Source organism: Pelomonas dachongensis, from assembly GCF_043555865.1.
Taxonomy (GTDB): Bacteria; Pseudomonadota; Gammaproteobacteria; order Burkholderiales; family Burkholderiaceae_C; genus Pelomonas; species Pelomonas dachongensis.
The window spans coordinates 43441-61113 of sequence record NZ_JBIGHY010000007.1; the positions used below are offsets into that span (position 1 = coordinate 43441).

At 70.6% G+C, this 17673-nt stretch carries 19 protein-coding genes; 5 read left to right on the top strand and 14 right to left on the bottom strand.

Annotation, left to right across the window (positions count from 1 at the left end; translation table 11 throughout):
- From ACG02S_RS18440 to ACG02S_RS18475, 8 genes are all read right to left on the bottom strand, one after another.
- On the bottom strand, positions 1-1254 hold the full coding sequence (locus ACG02S_RS18440) for an FCSD flavin-binding domain-containing protein (protein WP_394471946.1): 1254 nt from the start codon (positions 1252-1254) through the stop codon (positions 1-3).
- Positions 1251-1562: a c-type cytochrome gene (locus tag ACG02S_RS18445; protein ID WP_394471947.1), complete on the bottom strand. Its 312-nt coding sequence runs from the start codon at positions 1560-1562 to the stop codon at positions 1251-1253. Before ACG02S_RS18445 ends, ACG02S_RS18440 begins: the two co-directional genes overlap by 4 nt.
- Positions 1563-1574: 12 nt before the next feature.
- Complete coding sequence (locus ACG02S_RS18450; protein ID WP_394471948.1) at positions 1575-2657, bottom strand: class I SAM-dependent methyltransferase; 1083 nt, start codon at positions 2655-2657, stop codon at positions 1575-1577.
- A complete protein-coding gene (locus ACG02S_RS18455) occupies positions 2654-4723 on the bottom strand; it encodes a putative bifunctional diguanylate cyclase/phosphodiesterase (RefSeq protein ID WP_394471949.1) in 2070 nt (689 codons plus the stop codon). The genes ACG02S_RS18450 and ACG02S_RS18455 overlap by 4 nt, the downstream gene beginning before the upstream one ends.
- On the bottom strand, positions 4720-5526 hold the full coding sequence (locus tag ACG02S_RS18460) for a uracil-DNA glycosylase (RefSeq protein ID WP_394471950.1): 807 nt from the start codon (positions 5524-5526) through the stop codon (positions 4720-4722). The genes ACG02S_RS18455 and ACG02S_RS18460 overlap by 4 nt, the downstream gene beginning before the upstream one ends.
- A 2-nt stretch (positions 5527-5528) precedes the next feature.
- Positions 5529-6014 carry a ribosomal protein S18-alanine N-acetyltransferase gene (gene rimI / locus ACG02S_RS18465; RefSeq protein WP_394471951.1) on the bottom strand — a complete coding sequence of 162 codons (486 nt, stop codon included), beginning with the start codon at positions 6012-6014 and terminating at the stop codon, positions 5529-5531.
- A 73-nt stretch (positions 6015-6087) separates the two neighbouring features.
- On the bottom strand, positions 6088-6774 hold the full coding sequence (gene tsaB / locus ACG02S_RS18470) for a tRNA (adenosine(37)-N6)-threonylcarbamoyltransferase complex dimerization subunit type 1 TsaB (protein WP_394471952.1): 687 nt from the start codon (positions 6772-6774) through the stop codon (positions 6088-6090).
- 36 nt (positions 6775-6810) lie between these two features.
- Positions 6811-7323, bottom strand: a complete 513-nt coding sequence (locus tag ACG02S_RS18475; RefSeq protein WP_394471953.1) for a TspO/MBR family protein — start codon at positions 7321-7323, stop codon at positions 6811-6813.
- Positions 7324-7532: 209 nt separating this feature from the next.
- Here ACG02S_RS18475 and ACG02S_RS18480 point away from each other — a divergent pair, with 209 nt between their 5' ends.
- On the top strand, positions 7533-7706 hold the full coding sequence (locus tag ACG02S_RS18480; RefSeq protein WP_394471954.1) for a hypothetical protein: 174 nt from the start codon (positions 7533-7535) through the stop codon (positions 7704-7706).
- 12 nt (positions 7707-7718) lie between these two features.
- On the opposite strand, the gene ACG02S_RS18485 is transcribed toward ACG02S_RS18480, so the two are convergent.
- A complete protein-coding gene (locus ACG02S_RS18485; protein WP_394471955.1) occupies positions 7719-7925 on the bottom strand; it encodes a hypothetical protein in 207 nt (68 codons plus the stop codon).
- A gap of 70 nt (positions 7926-7995) precedes the next feature.
- Positions 7996-9042 carry a hypothetical protein gene (locus ACG02S_RS18490; protein ID WP_394471956.1) on the bottom strand — a complete coding sequence of 349 codons (1047 nt, stop codon included), beginning with the start codon at positions 9040-9042 and terminating at the stop codon, positions 7996-7998.
- A gap of 113 nt (positions 9043-9155) precedes the next feature.
- Here ACG02S_RS18490 and lepB point away from each other — a divergent pair, with 113 nt between their 5' ends.
- Complete coding sequence (lepB, locus tag ACG02S_RS18495; protein ID WP_394471957.1) at positions 9156-9854, top strand: signal peptidase I; 699 nt, start codon at positions 9156-9158, stop codon at positions 9852-9854.
- A gap of 17 nt (positions 9855-9871) precedes the next feature.
- Here the strand turns inward: lepB and ACG02S_RS18500 are convergent, their stop codons facing one another.
- Positions 9872-11029, bottom strand: a complete 1158-nt coding sequence (locus ACG02S_RS18500) for an ABC transporter permease (protein WP_394471958.1) — start codon at positions 11027-11029, stop codon at positions 9872-9874.
- A 4-nt stretch (positions 11030-11033) separates the two neighbouring features.
- Positions 11034-12020: an ABC transporter ATP-binding protein gene (locus ACG02S_RS18505; protein ID WP_394471959.1), complete on the bottom strand. Its 987-nt coding sequence runs from the start codon at positions 12018-12020 to the stop codon at positions 11034-11036.
- 226 nt (positions 12021-12246) lie between these two features.
- On the opposite strand from ACG02S_RS18505, the gene ACG02S_RS18510 reads away from it, so the two are divergent.
- On the top strand, positions 12247-13584 hold the full coding sequence (locus tag ACG02S_RS18510; RefSeq protein ID WP_394471960.1) for a methyl-accepting chemotaxis protein: 1338 nt from the start codon (positions 12247-12249) through the stop codon (positions 13582-13584).
- Here ACG02S_RS18510 and ACG02S_RS18515 read toward each other — a convergent pair.
- Entirely contained in the window at positions 13574-14707 is a 1134-nt protein-coding gene (locus tag ACG02S_RS18515) for an acyl-CoA dehydrogenase family protein (protein ID WP_394471961.1), read from the bottom strand. The two genes, ACG02S_RS18510 and ACG02S_RS18515, sit on opposite strands and share 11 nt — an antisense overlap.
- Before the next feature lie 106 nt (positions 14708-14813).
- Between ACG02S_RS18515 and ACG02S_RS18520 the strand changes: the two genes are divergently transcribed.
- Both ACG02S_RS18520 and ACG02S_RS18525 read left to right on the top strand, forming a co-directional pair.
- Positions 14814-16625: an ATP-binding protein gene (locus tag ACG02S_RS18520; protein ID WP_394471962.1), complete on the top strand. Its 1812-nt coding sequence runs from the start codon at positions 14814-14816 to the stop codon at positions 16623-16625.
- Entirely contained in the window at positions 16622-17023 is a 402-nt protein-coding gene (locus tag ACG02S_RS18525; RefSeq protein ID WP_394471963.1) for a response regulator, read from the top strand. Before ACG02S_RS18520 ends, ACG02S_RS18525 begins: the two co-directional genes overlap by 4 nt.
- 50 nt (positions 17024-17073) lie before the next feature.
- Here the strand turns inward: ACG02S_RS18525 and ACG02S_RS18530 are convergent, their stop codons facing one another.
- Positions 17074-17562 (bottom strand): MaoC family dehydratase, encoded by a 489-nt coding sequence (locus ACG02S_RS18530; RefSeq protein WP_394471964.1) that lies wholly within the window; start codon positions 17560-17562, stop codon positions 17074-17076.
- Between the last annotated feature and the right edge of the window lie 111 nt (positions 17563-17673).

A 17673-nucleotide genomic window follows, 5' to 3' on the forward strand; every position in this document is an offset into this window, starting at 1 on the left:
TCAAAGGGCCAGCGAGTCGGCCCAGATGTTCTCCGCCCAGCCGCGCGCGTAGGCCGCCTCGGCCGCGCTGGCCACGGCCGACACGCCGCCCGCGCCGGGCACCGTCTTCATCGTCCGCTCGGCCACGTTGTAGCGGTGCACCGAGGCCACGTGCATGGCTTCGTCGGGCGTGACGAAGCTGTAGCAGGTGTTCATCACCAGCGGCTCCGGGTCGGGCGCCTCGCCCTTCATCAGCTGCAGCACGGCCGCGGCGGCCAGCTTGGCCTGCTGGTTGGCCAGGTGCCCGGACTTGGGCATGCCCGGTGCCGACAGGATGGCGTCGCCCACCACGTGCACGACGGGCGCGGCCTGGGCCTGCATCGTCAGCCAGTCGACGCCGACCCAGCGCCGGTTCATGTTGGCCAGCGGCAGCGCCAAATCGCCGGCCCGTTGCGGCGGGATCAGGTTCAGCACGTGGGCGCGCACGTCCTCGAACTCGAAGCGCGCGACGCCATCGGCAGTCACCTCCTTCAGCTCCGCATTGGGCCGGTACTCCAGCACGCCGGGATGATGTTGCGCGAACGCACGCTCGAACAGCGCCCGCTTGCTCTGCACCTCGGGGTTGGCGTCCAGCACCAGCAGCTTGGAGCGCGGCTTGTGGCGCCTCAGGTAGCTGGCGATCAGGCAGGCGCGCTCGTACGGCCCCGGCGGGCAGCGGTACGGCGCCTTGGGGATGCTCATCAGCACGACACCGCCGTCGGGCAGGGCCTCCAGCTGGCGGCGCAGCGCCAGCGTCTGCACGCCCGCCTTCCATGCGTGCACGGCCCGGCCGCTGGCCAGCGCGGTGGCGAGGCCGGGCGTGTCGTTCAGCAGGAAATCGATGCCCGGCGCGAGGATGAGGCGGTCCCAGGCCAGCCGGCGGCCGTCACCCAGGCGCACGGTCTTGTCGGCGGGGTCGATGGCCGTCACCTCACCGCGCATCACTTTGACGCCGTGCAGGGACAGCCGGGTGTAGGCGTGGCGGATGTCGGCCATGTCCCGCGTGCCGCCGATGACGAGGTTGGACATCGGGCAGGACGTGAACGCAGCCTCACGCTCCACCAGCGTCACGTCCACCGCCGAGCCTGCCCACAGCTTCAGGTAGCGGGCTGCCGTCGCGCCGCCGAAGCCACCGCCTACGACGACCACGCGACCCAGCGTGCCCGCCACGCGCGGGGACTCGCAGCCTGCCAGCGCCAGGGCGCCGGTTGCGATGATCTGGCGGCGTCCGATCATGGCTTGGGCTGCGCGGCGAAGTAGGCCGCGACGAGGCGCAACTGCTCCTCGGAGTAGCCCTTGACGATCTGCGGCATCACCGTGCCAGGTTGCCGGCCACTGCGGTAGTCGGCCAGCCGCGCCAGCAACGCGTCGGCAGGCATGCCGGCCAGAGGCGGCATCGCGGGGCCGCGCGCCCGGCCTTGCGTGCCGTGGCAGCTGGCACAGGTGGCCGCAAGGTTGCGCCCGGTCAGGTCGACGGGGCGATCCTGCGCCGGAGCCAGCGACGGCACACAAGACAGCAGCAGCAGCGGGAGCCAGGCCTTCATGCGCACCTCCTGTCAGAGCTTGTGCGAACGGTCCCCGCGCCCGAAACCCAGCGCGTCGAACACACCGTTCTGCGGCGCGAAGCCGACCACCTTGAACAGCTCGCCCATCTCGTGCTCGGCCAGCAGGCGGTGCGCCATCGTGCGCTCGCTGAAGGACGCGTCGGCCAGCAGATCGGCGATGCCGCAGTTCAGCAGGAAGTTGGCCTGGCTGGTGTAGCCCAGCACGGTCAGGCCGGCGTCCTGCCCCGCCAGCGCAATGCAGGTGAAGTTGACGTGAGCCGTGATGTCCTTAGCGCCCACCGCCACCAGCGGGTCGGGGTCGGCCAGGTGGCCCTGGTGGCACATCAGCGTGCCGCCGTGGCGCTGCGGGTGGTAGTACTCGGCCTCAGGAAAGCCGTAGTCGATGAAGAACGCCGCGCCGCGCTTCAGCGCGCGCGCCAGCGTCTGCGTGAACGCTTCGGCCTGCGGGTGGATCTCGGTGACGGTGCCGGGCACGAAGCCCGTGTCGACCGGCGGCCGCAGCGGGCTGTCGCGGTCGGCAAACGCGAAGCCGTCAGCGGACGACACGACGCCGCGCTCGCGCCAGACCTGGCCGTCGAATGCGATCAGCTGCACCGGCATCGCATCCAGCACCTCGTTGCCGACGACCACCGCCTCGATGTGTTCTGGCAGCGCGTCCAGCCACTCGACGCGGCCCTGCCACGGCGCGAGGCGCTCCTGCTGGCGCTCGCGCAGCTCGGCCGACAGCTCCACGATGCGGTAGCGCACCAGCCCGGCGTCCAGCATGTCCAGTTCGGCGATCAGATGGGCGGCCAGCGCGCCCGAGCCGGCGCCGAACTCCATCACCTCGCGGCAGCCGCTGGCGGCGAAAGCCTGCGCCACCTGCCGCGCCAGCGCGCGGCCGAACAGCGGCGACATCTCCGGCGCGGTGACGAAGTCGGACCCCTGCGACGGCATCGTGCCGAACTTGCGCCGCCCGCCCGTGTAGTAGCCCAGCCCCGGTTCATACAAGGCCATCGCCATGAAGCGGTCGAACGGCAGCCAGCCGCCGGCTGCCGCGATGACCGCGTGGATCTTGTCGCTCAACGATGTCATCTGGCTTTGACCCACGCCTCGAACTCGGCCACCGGCATGGGCGAGCCGACCAGGTCGCCCTGGAACTGCTGGCAGCCCCAGCCGGCCAGCAGCTGCCACTGCGCCGCGGTGCGCACACCCTCGGCGGTGACGGCCAGCCCCAGGCCCACGGCCATTTGCACGATGGCCCGCGTGATGGCCTGCGCGCCGACGTCGTCGGGCAGGCGCGCGACGAAACTCTGGTCGATCTTCAGCTTGTCCAGCGGCAGCTCGGTCAGGTGCGCCAACGACGTGTAGCCGGTGCCGAAGTCGTCCACCGACACGGTGAGCCCCTGCGCGCGTAGCGCGGCGAGCGTGGTCGGCGCGTGCTCGATGTCCTCAATCAGCATGCGCTCCGTCAGCTCCAGCTCCAGCCACTGCCCCTGCGCGCCGACCTCGTGCAGCACGCGCTTGACGGTGTCGGCGAAGCCGTCAAGATTGAACTGCATGCGCGACAAGTTGACCGCAATGCGCATGGGCCCGTGGCCCTGAATCAGCCCCTCCTCGCGCCAGCGCCGCGCGGTCTGCGCGGCCTCGCGCAGCACCCATTCGCCCAGCGCGAGCATCAGCCGGTGGCGCTCGGCGACGAAGATGAAACGGTCGGGCGACAGCAGGCCGCGCTCAGGGTGGCGCCAGCGCAGCAGCGCCTCGGCGCCCGACAGCTGGCCCGTGTTGGCCTCCACCTGCGGCTGCAGGTACAGCTCGAACTCGTTGCGCGTGAGGCCCTGCGCCAGCTCCGACTCCAGCACCAGGTCGGCATAGGCGGTCTCCGCCAGTGCGGGCTCGAAGAACTGATAGGTCGCCCGTCCGCGCGCCTTGGCGCGGTACATGGCCGTATCGGCATGCTGGATCAGCTCGTGCGCTTGGCGGCCATGCTCGGGGAACACGGCCACGCCGATGGACGGCGTGACGGACAGCGAGCGGCCGTCCGCCTTGACCGGCACCTCGACGACGGACAGCAACGCCTCCAGCACGACCACGATGTCGGCGCGGCTCTCCAGGTCGCTGAGCAGTACGACGAACTCGTCGCCGCCGAAGCGGCCCACCAGGTCACTGCCACGCAGCGCGCCCACCAGGCGCTCAGAAACGGTGGTCAGCACCTGGTCGCCTTCCAGATGACCCAGCGAGTCGTTGACGCGTTTGAAGTTGTCCAGGTCGACGAACAGCAGCGCCAGCATCTCGCCCTTGCGCTCGGCGCGCTTGAGCAGCAGCGCCATGCGTTCCATGAAGGCGGCGCGGTTCAGCAGTCCGGTCAGCGCGTCGTGATGGGCCAGATGCTGGATGCGCGCCTCGCTCTCCAGCCGGTCGCGGATGTCGCGCACGATGGTCATGCGCAGCTTCTCTCCATCGCGCTCCAGCGTGCGCACGATGAACTCGACCGGGATGCGCGTGCCGTCCTTGTGGCTCACCGCCGTTTCATAGCGCAGCTCGCGGCCCAGGCGCATGACCTCCTTGACCTTGGGCAGCTCGTCAGGCGCGATGAACGACAACACATGCCGGCCCACCATTTCCTGCAGCGTGTAGCCGACCAGCTCGCAGCACGGCGGGTTCACATCGGTGGTGATGCCGTCCTTGTGGAAGAGGATGCCCTCGACCGTCGCCTGCATGAACTTGTCCAGCCGCGACTCGGACTCGCGCACGGCGCGCTCGGCCAGCCGGAACTTGGTGATGTCGTTGATGAGCACGCAGCTGGCCACCGGCTCCCCGTTGGCGCCCAGCTGCGGGATCAGATGCACCTCGATCCAGCGCGGCGTGCCGTCCGCCTCGGGCAGTTCGCGCTCGTAGCTGACGGCCCTGCGCTCGGCCAGCACGCGGTCCACCGACGGCTGGATCAGGGCGGCCGCCTCGGCGCCGATGATCTGGGCGAACGTCAGGCCCACGATGCTCTGCTCAGTCAGGCCGAATGCCTCCGCGTAGCCCCGGTTGGCGAACAGGCAGGCCTGCGTCTTGGCTTCATAGAGGGCGATCCAGGCCGGCACGTAGTCGGCCAGCAGCTTGAAGCGCGCGGCCTCGGTGGAACGCTGCGCCAGCTCGTCGGCGGCGCTCAATTGGCAGCGGTCTTGAGGGCCAGACACAGATCGTCCCAGGCGCCGGCCTTGTCAGCCGGTGATCGCAACAGATACGACGGATGGTAGGTGACCACCACCGGCAGACCGCCCCACGAATGCGGGCGTCCGCGCATCCGCCCGAGCGGCTCGGTGCTGCCGGTCAACCGACGCGCCGCGTGCAGTCCCATGGCCAGCACCAGGCGCGGTTGCAGCAGTTGCACCAGCCGCGCCAGGACCGCCTCGCCCGCCATCAGCTCGTGCGGCTGCGGCGGCCGGCCGCGCGGCGCCCGCCCCGGCACGACGGGTGCGACGAAGGCGCTCGCCGCCTCACCGCCCAGCCGCTGGCCCGCGGCCAGCAGCATGCGCTCCAGCAACCGGCCCGCGTCGCCGCTGAGCAGCTCACCGGCGCTCTCGTCGCCCTCTTCCGGCGGGTCGGTGACCACCAGCCAGTGCGCCTGCGGCAGCGCGCCGCGGCCGAACAGGTGGCCGCGGTGCTCACAACTGCCGCCACAAGCCCGGCCGTCCATCACGGCGTCGCGCAGCGCGGCCAAATCCAGGTCCGCCAGGTCCGCCAGGCCCACCAGCCCAGCAGGCGCGGCCGCGGGGAGGCGCGGCCGCGCGGCTGGCGCCGTCGGGGCAGCCAGCGGCGCACGCGGCACGAGGGGCGCTGGCGAGGCTGCAACGACCGGCGCCTCGGCAGCGACTGTCTCTGCCACCTCAAGCACCTCGCGCGCTTCGCTGCGCACCGGCAGCCGGTAGCCCATCTCGGCCAGCATGGCCCGTTGACGCGAATCCCAGCCCATCGTCAGACCGCCGCCACCGACAGGCTCATCAGGATCGCGTCCTCGCGCGGGCCCTCCACCACCGGGTAGTAGGCGCGACGCCGTCCCACCTCGGCAAAGCCGTAGCGCCGGTAGACCTCGCGCGCCCGCTCGTTGCTGACGCGCACCTCCAGCCACAGCTGCGTCAGGCCGCGCTGCCGGCAGGCGCCTACGAGGCGGTCCAGCATGACGACGGCCAAGCCGCGGCCCTGCCAGGCCGGCACGACAGTGATGTTGAGCAGGTGCATTTCGTCCACCCCGGGCATGGCCACCCAGTAGCCCAGCAGCTCCGCGCGCGGGCCCCGCAGCACCTCGGCAGGGTAGCCGGCAGCCAGCGAGTCGACGAAGTTGCCATGTGTCCACGGCACCGGATAGGCCCGGCGCTCCACGGCCAGCACCTCGGTCAGGTCGGGCAGCCGCATGCCGGCGGCCTCGAAGGGCGGCAGCCCGCGATCCAGCACAGCACTCATGCATGCCCCCTTCGGCCTGCGGCCTGCCCCCTCGAGGGGGCGCGAGCTTGCTTGGGACGGTCCGGCGCGGCGCTCATGACTTCGCAAGCTCGCGCTCGGCCGTCGTCAGCGCCACCTTGTCACGCACGTAAACCGGCACGGCCTCGGCCGCATCGCGCGCCTCGCCGCGCTGCCAGGCAGCGCCGGCCAGTCGTGCGAGCGCCGCGGCGCGCGACTGCGTCTGCGGCCAGGCGCTCGGCAGGCTGCCCAGCCCGTCCGCGTACGCGGACAGCGCCGTACCCGCCACCGCGGCAGGCTGGCCCCAGCGGGACAGCAGCGCCGCCGGCGCATACAACGCGGGTGCCGACGCGACCTGCCAGGCGCCGTCGACCCAGCGGTAGTGCGCCGCATAGATCTCGCCGATGCGCGCGTCCATCGCCACCCAGATGTCGTCGCCGGCGCCCTGCGTGCGCGCGTCCTCGGCCACCAGCATCAGGCTGTCGATGGCCAGCACCGGCTTGTCCAGGCCGAATGCCAGCCCCTGGGCCACCGCGCAAGCGGTGCGCAGGCCGGTGAAGGCGCCCGGACCCTGCCCGTACGCGACGGCATCGACATCGGCCAGCTTCAAGCCCGCATCAGCCAGCAAGGCCTTCAACTCGGGCAGCATGCGGGCCGACGCCTGCGCGCCGCCGGCGGCCTCGAACAGCTTCGCTGGCCCCGGGGTCACGACGGCCAGGGCCATCATCTCGGTGGCGCTGTCAAGGGCAAGCAGAACGGGCATCGAGGCAGTTTACCGTCGGGGTCCGACGGCACCGCCCTACAGCAGGCCGGGGTTGCGCTGCCAGACGACCGCGGTCAGCGCCGCGGCAAAGCTCACCCACGCGAAGTAGGGCAGCAGCAACAGCGCGGCGATCCGGCTGATGCGCCAGAAGGCAGGAATCATCACGGCGAGCAGGGCGAGCAGCAGCAAGATGTCTAGGCAGGCGAGCGCCCCCTGCCGCCAACCGAAGAACAGCCACGACCACAGCGCGTTGGGAACCAGCTGGGCGGCGTACAGCCCCAGCGCGGTGCGCTCGCCACGCTGCGGGTCATGTGCGCGCCACACCAGCCAGGCCGACACGCCCATCATCAGGTACAGCACCGTCCACACCGGCCCAAACAGCCAGGCCGGCGGCGCCCAGCCGGGCTTGGAAAGCTGCGCATAGAAGCCGGGCGCATCCGCCGACGCGATGCCCCCCATTGCCGCGGCAACGCCGGTAAGGGCGAGCCAGCCCACCAGAGCCAGGGCCTGTGCGGGCGCGGAGTTTCGGGTCAAGGCGACGTCTGGCATGGGAGTCTCGAGAGTATGGCGGGTCACGGCGACGTTAGCCGTCCTGGCCCCGCACCCCTGCCGGCCGAGACCAACCGCCGCAGTAGGAAGCTGCCTACGGTCGGCAGCGCAGAAGTTCGACCGGCAGGCCGGGGACGCCCGCCTAGAGTACAGCCACGACGACGCGCACCGCATCCCGCGTGCCCGTGTCACCCTTTTGCGGAGGTGCCATGTCTTTCGCCTTGTACATCCTCGGCCTCGCCATCCTGCTGGGTGGCGTTGCCTGGGCCCTGATCACCGCCGGCCTGGCGATGACCTACGTGGCCATCGCCTGCCTCATCGTGGCCGGCATCGGCATCATGATGGCGGTGTCCCGCACGCGGGCCAAGGATCCACCGGCCTGATGACCAGCGTGCTCAGTGGCCGCGACCGAACCGCAGCCACAGCAGCGCGCAGACCAGGGCCGACGTCAACGATGCCGCGCCCGAACTGAACAGCGGGTGGCGTGCCATGGCCCAAGGATCGACCAGCTGCAGGCCGTGCCCCGCCGCGAGACCGACGAAGGCCAGGCCGGTGAGGCCGGCTATCAGGACGATGGCGATCAAGACGTGCTGGGCGTTCATGCGACTCTCCCGGTGGGGCTTTGGTCAAGCGCCACCGTTATAGCGCTGCGCTGTGCACCTGCACCTCCCCTCAATGCCAGTGGAAAGCCCCGCGCTCGGGGGAGTCTGCCCAGGTTTGGGGCTGGGGTGACCAGGCCGGCTCGGGCTCACGCCCCAGCACGGCGCAGACCGCACCGCCCAGGTCCAGCGCCAGATGTTCGCGTGCCGCGGCCGCGCCTGCATCACCCAGCTCGGCCGCGCAGGCGAACGCCGCGAACGGCACCCAGTCGGTGGCGAACTGCTCGACCAGCAAGCGTGCCAGGTCGTACGACAGCTCATTGGCCTCGTCGTTGCGCAGGAAGGATTTTCCGGACCAGAACTGCTGGATCTCCGTCTCGCCCCAGAAAGCCAGGTGGCGTTGGTGCATCAGCCGCGCGTCCTGCACGAGACCGGGCCGCGGGGTCAGGCGCCGTTCGGTGTTGACGGCTAGCCCTTCGTTCAGCCAGGCGGGAATGGGCAGGTGGCCCAGACACGCATGCGTCAGCTCGTGTGCGATGACGGGCTCGACGACGTGCAGGTCGGCACTCACGGTGACGAAGTGACCGCAGCCATGGTTGATGTACATGCCGCTGCTGGCCGCGAACTCGCCGGCCTCGGGGTAGTAGTGCGCCACATAGCGGTAGTAGAGATCCTCGTCGCTGAAAACGATGAGGATGTCGTGCCCCGAGCCGCCGGCCTGCGCGACGCCGTCCAGCGTGCGCAGGATGCGCTGCTGCGTGCGGTTGACGAAAGTCAACGTGGCCTGCGCCACAGGCCGGGACAGCGACGACAGCAGCAGGGCATCGCCCTCGGCTTGCAGCCGGTAGGCCGGGCCCAGCGCTTCGCGCAGATGCGCCAGCCAGGCTCGCTCGCAGTCGATCCATGCTGAGGCCTGGGCGGCTTCGTCGGCAATCGTCTGCACCCAGGCGCCCGCCCGCTGCCAGTCCATGACAGGCAGTCCGTCGGCATCGATCAGTGCGGCCTTCACGTCGAACGGCGGCACACCGGGCGCGGCGATCTCCACCGGCGCGGCCGCTTCGGCCGCGGTGCCTGCAATCTCCAGTGGGCGCTGGAACAGCGTCTTCAGTCGATGGAACATGGCCGCTTTGTACCTCCCACCGTCCGTTCGGCCAGCCGGCCGGTCACGCGGCCCAGACTGCCATTCGCCCGACCGCCGGGCAGCCGCGCGTCCTGTCGCCCCAACATGGCCGCATGAACCCACCGACCTCCCTGCTGCTCACCCTGAAGGCCCACCGCGGCTTCATCGTCTTCCTGCTCGGCTTCGCGCTGTTCCGCACCGCGGTGGCCGATTGGAACCCGATCCCGTCCGCGTCGATGCGGCCCACGCTGCTGGAGGGCGACGTGGTGCTGGTCAACCGGCTGGCCTACGACCTCAAGCTGCCGCTGACCGACGTAGTGCTGCGGCAGCTTGCCGAACCGCGCCGCGGGGATGTGGTCACATTCAGCTCGCCGCTGGATGGCACGCGGCTCATCAAGCGCGTCGTTGGACTGCCCGGCGACCGCGTCGCGCTGCAAGCCGGCGTGCTGGTGCTGAACGGCCAGCCGCTGACACCCGCGCCGCGGCACAGCGCGGGCGAGACGATTGCGCCGGGCTGGGTCGTCGAGGCGATGAGGGGGACCGAGACACTGGACGGCCGGCCGCACGCCGTGCAGGCCTTGCCGGCATTGCAGGCACGGCGCGACGTTGAAGAGATCACAGTGCCGGCGGGCCACTACTTCATGCTGGGCGACAACCGTGACCTCAGCGTGGACTCGCGCTACATCGGCACCGTGCCGCGCGAGAAGCTGATCGGCCGCGCCCACCGCCTGCTGGTGTCGGCCGACTGGCTGGGCGAGGACGGCTGGCGCCTGGCGCCGCGATTCGCGCGCTGGATGTCGCCGCTGCAGTGAGCGGCGCTGGCGCCCCTTCACTCCTCCCAGCGGAAGCGCCACAGGGCGAGCACCATGAACGCCGCCGTGAAGCCCAGCATCACCGCGCTTGGCAGCAGCGCCTCGCTGAAGCCGAGGCCGCGCCAGGTCATTGCGTCCAGTGCGTCCACTGCCCAGCGCGTGGGCACGGCCAGCGACACGGTCTGCAGCCACGCCGGGAAGATGAATGCCGGCACCCAGGCCCCGCCCAGCATCACCATCAGCAAGGTGGCGAGGATTGCCAGGCCGCGCGTGGCCTCCGGCGTGCGGCCCAGCGCGGCCACCAGCAGGCCGAAGCTGGCCGTCAGCAGCGAGAAGCACACCAGCACCAGCACGAAGCCCGGCCAGCTGCCCCGCACGCGCACACCAAACGCGGCGATCGCGACGACGTAGATCAAGGCAAACACGATCAGCGAGATCAGCGCGCTGGCCACCACCCGGCTGCCCAGCAGCTGGGCACGCGACAGCGGCGCGGCGCGCAGCCGCTTCCACAGGCCCAGCCGGCGCATCAGCAGCAGGCCCACGGCCATGTCGATGCTGGCCATCAGGATGAACTGAACGCCCATGCCGGCGAACGAATGGGCATAGCTGTTGTAGGCCGCCGGCGCCGCGTTGGCGGTGGACTGCACGGCCTCGACCTCGCGCGTGGTGTAGGGCATGGACAGGCCCGCGCCACCTCCAGCCCCCGCCGCGGCAGTGATGCTGCCGCGGCTGACCTCCTGCATCAGCGTCTGCGCCAGCAGGCCGCGCACGACGGCCAGCACGCTGGCCTGCGACGGGTCGTAGTGCAGCGTGATCTCGGGCTTGGCCCCGGCGCCGAACAGGGCGGCTGACGCCTGCCGGCCCAGCCCCAGCGGCAGCACGGCCAGCGCGCGCAGCTTGCCGGCGCGCACCTGCGCCAGCAGCTGGGCCTCGTCGCCGAGCGAGGTCTTCAGCCCGGGCTCGGCCTGCAGCGCCGCGACGACGCGCTGCGACAGCGGGCTGCCGTCATGGTCCACCACGCCGATGGCGATACCGGCCGGCTGGGTGGAACCGCCGAACAGGCTGCCGAAGAAGGCAGCGATGAGGATGGGCGCCACGATGCTGAGCAGCAGCGCGCGGCGGTTGGAGAAATGCAGTGTCAGTTCTGCACGGACGAGCGCGATCAAGGCTTGCATGATTTCAGTCCCGCAGCGCGCGGCCTGTCAGTTGCAGGAACACGTCTTCAAGCATGGCGCGCGCCGTGCCCAGGCCGCGCACCTGCACGCCGCGTTCGGTCAGTGCGGCCAGCACGGCACCGGCGTCGCGCCCCAGATCGGCGACGGCCACGTCCAGCCGCTGGCCGGTGCGCGTGACGCCCGGCAGGCCTTGCAGCGCCGCCGTCCAGTCGATGTCGGCCGGCTCGCCGGCGATCTCGACTTGCAGCACCTGCGCCGCCGGCAGCAGCGCGAACAGCTGGGCCTGCGTGCCGCTGGCCACCACGCGGCCGCGGTCGACGATGGTGATGCGGTCGGCCAGGCGCTCGGCCTCTTCCATGTAGTGCGTCGTGTAAATCAGCGCCTTGCCGGCGCGCTTGAGCATCTCCAGGTTGTCGAAGATGGCGTTGCGGCTCTGCGGATCCACGCCGGCGGTCGGCTCGTCCAGCAGCAGGACCTCGGGGTCGTGCACCAGCGCACAGGCGATGTTGAGCCGCCGCTTCATGCCACCAGAGAAGGTCGCCGGCTTGTCGGCGGCGCGGTCGCTCAGGCCCACCATGGCCAGTACCTCGTCGGTGCGGCGTTTCAGCACGTCGGGTGCCAGGCCGTACAGCGCGCCGAACAGCGCCACGTTCATGCGTGCGGGTAGGTCCTCGTACAGCGCGATGTCCTGCGGCACCAGGCCGATGCGGCGCTTGTAGCCCGCCTCGTCGGCCGCCAGGCTCACGCCGCCAGCCAGCGTCACGTGGCCCGCATCGGGCACCGTCAGGCCGCTGATCATGCCCACCGTCGTCGACTTGCCGGCGCCGTTGGGGCCCAGCAGGCCCAGCACCTCGCCCGCGCGCAGCGCGAGGCCGACCTCATGCACCGCCACGCGGTCGCCGTAGGCCTTTCGCAGACCTGTCGCCACCAACACCTCGTCGTTCATGCCGTCCTCTGGAATCTCGATGCCGCGCATGCTGGGCAGGCGCACCGGCAGGACGGATGGACTTGCGACGGATGGGCCGCCACCCGCGACGAATCGACAGCCGGCAGCGCGAATTGCGACGCCCCCCGGCGGCTGCAGGCCCCGACGCAGGGGGCAGGCGATGCAAGACGTGCAGTAATGCCTCGGTGAATTTTCACTATTCCGGAAGAATCACCACTGCCCCGGCCGAAGCCGTCCTCCGCAGCTCCTGCACCGACCTGAGCCCGATCCCATGAAGTTGATACGAATGCTGGCAAGCCGAGTCGGCCTGTCCTATGGCCGGCATCGCCGCCAGCTGAACGCGCTCTACCGCAACCAGGCCATCGTCGAGTTCGATGCCCAGGGCAACGTGCTGTACGGCAACGCGCGCTTTCGACACCTGATGGAGTACCGGCCTGAGGAGATGCGCGGACAGCATCACCGTCTGTTCATCGATCCCACGTCGCAAGATGAGGGCGAGTACCGCGAGTTCTGGGCGCGGCTGCAGCGCGGCGAGGCCTTCATGGGCCGCTGCAAGCGCCGCACGCGCAGCGGCAAGGTCGTCTGGCTGCAGGCCAACTACAGCCCGGTGCTGGACGCGGCGGGTCGCGTCACGCGCGTCGTGAAGTACGCAATGGACATCTCCGCCGAGGTGCTGCGCGACGCCGAGGCCTCCAGCCAGATGGACGCCGTCGGGCGAGCGCAGGCGGTCATCGAGTTCACGCTGGACGGCCACATCCTGCGCTGCAACGACAACTTCCTGGGCGCCCTGGGCTACGGGTCGGAGCGGGAACTGGTCGGGCGCCACCACCGCCTGTTCGTCGCCGCCGAGGAACGCGAGTCGGCCGAGTACGCGGCCTTCTGGCGCCACCTGGCCAGTGGCCACCACCACCGCGGCCAGTTCCGCCGCATCGGCCGCGACGGCAACGAGGTCTGGATCGAGGCCAACTACAGCGCCGTGCTGGACCAGGCCGGCAAGCCCTTCAAGGTCGTCAAGTACGCCACCGACATCACCGCCCGCGTCCAGGCCACGCGGCTGGTGCAGGACGCCTTCGGGCAGCTGAACCAGCTGGTGGCGGCCAGCGCCGCACGCGCCGACGAGGCGCATTCACAGGCCACGCAAGCCGCTGCCGTCGCAGGCTCCGGCGAGGTGGCGGTCAAGGGGGCGGTCGAGGCCATGGTCGACATCCGCGCCAACTCGCAACGCATCGGCGACATGGTGGGCCTCATCGAAGGTCTCGCCTTCCAGACCAACCTGCTGGCGCTGAACGCTGCCGTCGAGGCCGCGCGTGCCGGCGAGCAGGGCCGCGGCTTTGCCGTCGTCGCCAGCGAGGTGCGCCTGCTGGCGCAGCGCAGCGCCGAGGCCGCCAAGGAGATCAAGCAGATCATCGGAGCCTCGTCCGCCAGCGTGGAGCGTGGCTATGCGCGCGTGCAGGATGCCGGCCGCATGCTCCACGACATGTGCGCGTCGGCCGAACGCGCCAGCACCATCATGGACGGCATCACGCAGTCCTCCCGCGCCCAGCAGGCCCGGCTGGGCGCCGTGCATCAGGCCGTCGCCCAGCTGGAAAGCGCCGTCATCAGCGGCTGAGCGCGCGCCCGATCAGGATCTTCTGCACCTCGCTCGTGCCCTCGTAGATCTGGCAGACGCGCACGTCGCGGTAGATGCGCTCGACGGGAAAGTCGCTGAGGTAGCCGTAGCCGCCGTGGATCTGGATCGCGTCTGAGCAGACGCGCTCTGCCATCTCGCTGGCGAACAGCTTGGCCATGGCCGCCTCCTTCAGGCAGGGCCGGCCCGCGTCCTTCAGCGCCGCGGCATGCCAGATCAGCTGGCGCGCGGCCTCGATCTGCGTGGCCATGTCGGCCAGCTTGAACTGCACGGCCTGGTGCTCAAAGATGGGCTGGCCGAAGGTGATGCGCTCCTGGCTGTAGCGCAGCGCCGCCTCGAAGGCCGCGCGCGCCATGCCCACCGATTGCGACGCGATGCCGATACGCCCGCCCTCCAGGCCCGACAGCGCGATCTTCAGCCCCTGGCCTTCGTCGCCCAGCCGGTTGGCGGCTGGCACGCGGCAGTTCTCGAACACGATCTGCGCGGTGTCGCTGCTGTGCTGGCCCAGCTTCTCCTCGACGCGCGCGACCGTGTAGCCAGGCGTGTCGGTCGGCACGACGAAGGCGCTGATGCCCCTCTTGCCGGCGGCCTTGTCGGTCACGGCCATCACGATGGCCACGTCACCCCGCTTGCCACTGGTGATGAACTGCTTGACGCCGTTGAGCACGTAGCCGTCGCCATCACGGGTGGCCGTCGTCTTCAGCCCGCCGGCCTCCGAGCCGACGTGCGGCTCGGTCAGGCAGAACGCGCCGAGCATGTCGCCGCGCGCCAGCGGCTTCAGGAAGCGCTGCTTCTGATCGGCGTTGCCGAACGCCATCAGGATGGCGCAGACCGGGCAGTTGTTGACGCTGACCACCGTGCTGGTGCCGCCGTCGCCGGCCGCGATCTCTTCCAGGATGACGGCCAGCGCCAGGTAGTCCAGCCCCGCGCCGTCCCACTCGGTGGGCACGGCTACGCCGTAGCAGCCCAAAGCGGCCAGGCCCTTCAGCTGTTCGGCGGGGAAGTGATGGTTCTTGTCCCAGGCCGCAGCGTGGGGGGCGATCTCGGCCTGCACATAGACGCGGATGGCATCCTGCACGGCCAGGTGGTCTTCGGTAAGAAGCATGGGTTGGCCCGTTGGTGTGGGGCCGCCATTGTGAGCGGCGCCGGCGGCGGCTGCAGTTCCGGCGGAGGTTCCCACGCGCCGTGTCGCTGGGCATACTGGGCCCGTGGTGAGTTCTCCGCCCGCCCCCACCCGGTCCGACGCGCTGCCGCGCGGTGCGCGCCGCTTAGCCTGGCTGCTGTTGGGCATGGCGGTGCTGCTGGCGGCCCTGGGTCTGTTCACAGTCACGTCGATGTCGGCGGCGAGGGCGTATGTGGCGGGTGAGAGCCAGTGGTCTCGCGCGCAGAAGAGCGCCACGCTGGCACTCGTGCTGTACCTGCAGTCCGGCGATAAAGCGCACTTGCAGACCTTCGAGCGTGAGATCGCCGTGCCGTTGAGCGACGAGCGCGCCCGCGCGGCGATGGACCGGGGCCACGCGCACGACGCCGAAGCGCGCCAGGCCTTCATCGAAGGCCGCAATCACCCCGACGATGTGCCCGGCATGATCCGGCTCTATCACTGCTGCCGCCGCCTGCCCTACCTCGCCGACGCGGTGGCGATCTGGCGCGAGGCCGACGGGTTGACGGCCGAGATGGCCGCACTGGCGCAGCAAGCCCGCTCGCTGTCGCCGCAGGACCGGGCCGCGCTGCAACCCCGCGTGCTCGCACTGGATGCACAGCTGACGCCGATGGCCCAGCGCTTCTCCGCCAGCCTGGTCCGTGCAGCACGCATCGCGGCCGCCACGTTGAACGTCGTGATGATCGCCAGCGCCCTGCTTTTTGGGGCAGCGGCAGCGACGCTGGTGCTGCGCCGCGCCCGCCAGGACCAGGCGGCCGCCCATGCCGTGCAACGCAGCGAGGCGCTGTTCCGGTCGATGTGGGAGACCAGCATCGACGGCGCCGTCATCGTGGATGCAGACAGCCGCATCCACTTCGCCAACCCGGCCCTGCACCTGCTGCTGGGCCACGCGCCGGGCAGCCTGACGGGCGAACCGCTGGCGGTGCTGCAGCCTGAGGCCTTGCGCGCGGGGCATGTCGCCGGCCTGGCGCGTCATCTGGCCACGGGCGAGAAGCGCATGAACTGGCGCGGCGTCGAGACACGGGCCCGCCATGCCGATGGCCACGAACTGCCGGTGGAGATCCGCTTCGCGCGTTTTGAGCTGGACGGCGAGCCGCTGTTCGTCGGCTTCCTGCACGACCTGTCGGCCCGCAGGGCCGCCGAGCGCGTCGCCAACGAACACCGCCGGCTGCAGGAGGTGGACCGCGCCCGCGCCGAGTTCCTGGCCTGCATGAGCCACGAACTGCGCACGCCGCTGAACGCCATCCTCGGCTTCACCGACCTGCTGCACAGCGGCCGCAGCGGCCCGATCACCGCAGAGCAGGCGCGGCAGCTGGGCTTCGTGGCCAGCGCGGGCCGACATCTGCTGAAGCTGATCAATGACCTGCTGGACCTGTCGCGCATCGAGTCCGGCCGGACGGTGCTCAGCATCGAGACGATGGACATCGCCGAGGTCGCCGCTGAGGTTGCCGGCCAGCTGCAGCCGCTGGCCGACGCGGCCGGCCTGACGCTGGCACTGGCCATCCCCGCACCGCTGCCCTGGCGCGGCGACCGGCTCAAGCTGACGCAGGTGCTGCTGAACCTGGTGGGCAACGCCATCAAGTTCAGCGCCAACGGCGACGTGGAGGTCAGCGCCGCGCATGTCGACGCTCGCCTGTGCATCGCCGTGCGCGACCAAGGCCCCGGCGTGCCCCAGGATCAGCGGGCGCGGCTGTTCCAGCCCTTCAGTCAGCTCGACGCCGGCGCCGCGCAGCCCAGCCAGGGCAGTGGCCTGGGTCTGTACCTCACCGCCCAGTTGCTGGGCCTGATGAACGGCACGCTGCGCCACGAGCCCGCCGAGGGCGGTGGCTCACGCTTCGTCGTCGAGCTGGAGGCGCTGGCATGAGCCGCCCCCTGCGCGTGCTGCTGGTGGAGGACAACGAGGTCAACGCCTACCTCGCGCGCTACGTGCTGGAAGCCGACGGCTTCGATGTCGAGTGGGTGGTCAATGGCCAGCTCGCGCTCGAAGCCGCCGCCGCGCGACGCCCCGACATCATCCTGATGGACCTGCGCATGCCGGTGCTGGACGGCTTCGAGGCCACGCGCCGGCTGAAGGCCGACCCGGCGCTGTGCGACGTGCCGGTGCTGGCCGTCAGCGCCCAGGCGCTGCCCGAGGAGCAGGCGCGCGCGCTGGCCGCCGGCTGCGTGGGCCACCTGGGCAAGCCCATCGATGTGCGGCGGCTGGCGGCGCAGGTCAAAGCATGGCTGGCCCCGCGCCCGGAGGCCGCTGGCCCGGGAGACTAGGGCCTGTTAACACGGCGGGAGCGGGCCGCGTTGTGGCGGGCCTTCGCGACCTACTCCTGTCGTGTCAACAGGCCCTTGGCTTTGCGCACCAGCAGCGTGCCGCGGCCGATGACGCAGGGGTGGGCATTGCGCACGGTGGCACGGCCGTCGGCGTGAAACAGCCAGCCGTCCAGCGAGTGGTTCCATTCCACGCTGGCCACGCGCCAGTGAAGCAGCAGCTCCTGCTCGGCGAACACAGGCGCCTTGAAGGCAAAGTTGAAATTCAAGCACAGCAGCTCACGCTCCTGCCCGTCGCCGCTGCGCGAGAAGTGGCTGGCAACAAGGCCGATCATCTGCGCCGTGGTCTGCTGGCCGCTGGCGATGATCTCGCCGTGGCGGGCGCGCTGGGCCGCCTGCACGTCATGGTGCAGCGGGTTGGTGTCACCGGTCAGCTGCGCGAAGGTCGCGATGTCTTCGCGCGAGAAACGCACGCTGCGCTCGCAGGTCTCGCCGACCAGGACCAGGCTGGTGGTGGCGGCGTCGGCAACGGGGGTGTCCATCAAAACTCCTGATGTATCTGTGGGGTGCGGTCGGGCAGGCGGGCCGCCGTTCCTTTCCTGAACAAGCAAGCCCGATGCCGGGGGCGACACCTTAGCAGGGCGACCACCCGA

Coding starts and splice junctions, on each gene's coding strand:
- ACG02S_RS18445 (WP_394471947.1), bottom strand. CDS start 1,562: ATGAAGGCCTGGCTCCCGCTGCTGCTGCTGTCTTGTGTGCCGTCGCTG.
- ACG02S_RS18500 (WP_394471958.1), bottom strand. CDS start 11,029: ATGCAAGCCTTGATCGCGCTCGTCCGTGCAGAACTGACACTGCATTTC.
- tsaB (WP_394471952.1), bottom strand. CDS start 6,774: ATGCCCGTTCTGCTTGCCCTTGACAGCGCCACCGAGATGATGGCCCTG.
- ACG02S_RS18510 (WP_394471960.1), top strand. CDS start 12,247: ATGAAGTTGATACGAATGCTGGCAAGCCGAGTCGGCCTGTCCTATGGC.
- ACG02S_RS18480 (WP_394471954.1), top strand. CDS start 7,533: ATGTCTTTCGCCTTGTACATCCTCGGCCTCGCCATCCTGCTGGGTGGC.
- ACG02S_RS18475 (WP_394471953.1), bottom strand. CDS start 7,323: ATGCCAGACGTCGCCTTGACCCGAAACTCCGCGCCCGCACAGGCCCTG.
- ACG02S_RS18440 (WP_394471946.1), bottom strand. CDS start 1,254: ATGATCGGACGCCGCCAGATCATCGCAACCGGCGCCCTGGCGCTGGCA.
- ACG02S_RS18460 (WP_394471950.1), bottom strand. CDS start 5,526: ATGGGCTGGGATTCGCGTCAACGGGCCATGCTGGCCGAGATGGGCTAC.
- ACG02S_RS18530 (WP_394471964.1), bottom strand. CDS start 17,562: ATGGACACCCCCGTTGCCGACGCCGCCACCACCAGCCTGGTCCTGGTC.
- ACG02S_RS18490 (WP_394471956.1), bottom strand. CDS start 9,042: ATGTTCCATCGACTGAAGACGCTGTTCCAGCGCCCACTGGAGATTGCA.
- ACG02S_RS18525 (WP_394471963.1), top strand. CDS start 16,622: ATGAGCCGCCCCCTGCGCGTGCTGCTGGTGGAGGACAACGAGGTCAAC.
- lepB (WP_394471957.1), top strand. CDS start 9,156: ATGAACCCACCGACCTCCCTGCTGCTCACCCTGAAGGCCCACCGCGGC.
- ACG02S_RS18515 (WP_394471961.1), bottom strand. CDS start 14,707: ATGCTTCTTACCGAAGACCACCTGGCCGTGCAGGATGCCATCCGCGTC.
- rimI (WP_394471951.1), bottom strand. CDS start 6,014: ATGAGTGCTGTGCTGGATCGCGGGCTGCCGCCCTTCGAGGCCGCCGGC.
- ACG02S_RS18450 (WP_394471948.1), bottom strand. CDS start 2,657: ATGACATCGTTGAGCGACAAGATCCACGCGGTCATCGCGGCAGCCGGC.
- ACG02S_RS18485 (WP_394471955.1), bottom strand. CDS start 7,925: ATGAACGCCCAGCACGTCTTGATCGCCATCGTCCTGATAGCCGGCCTC.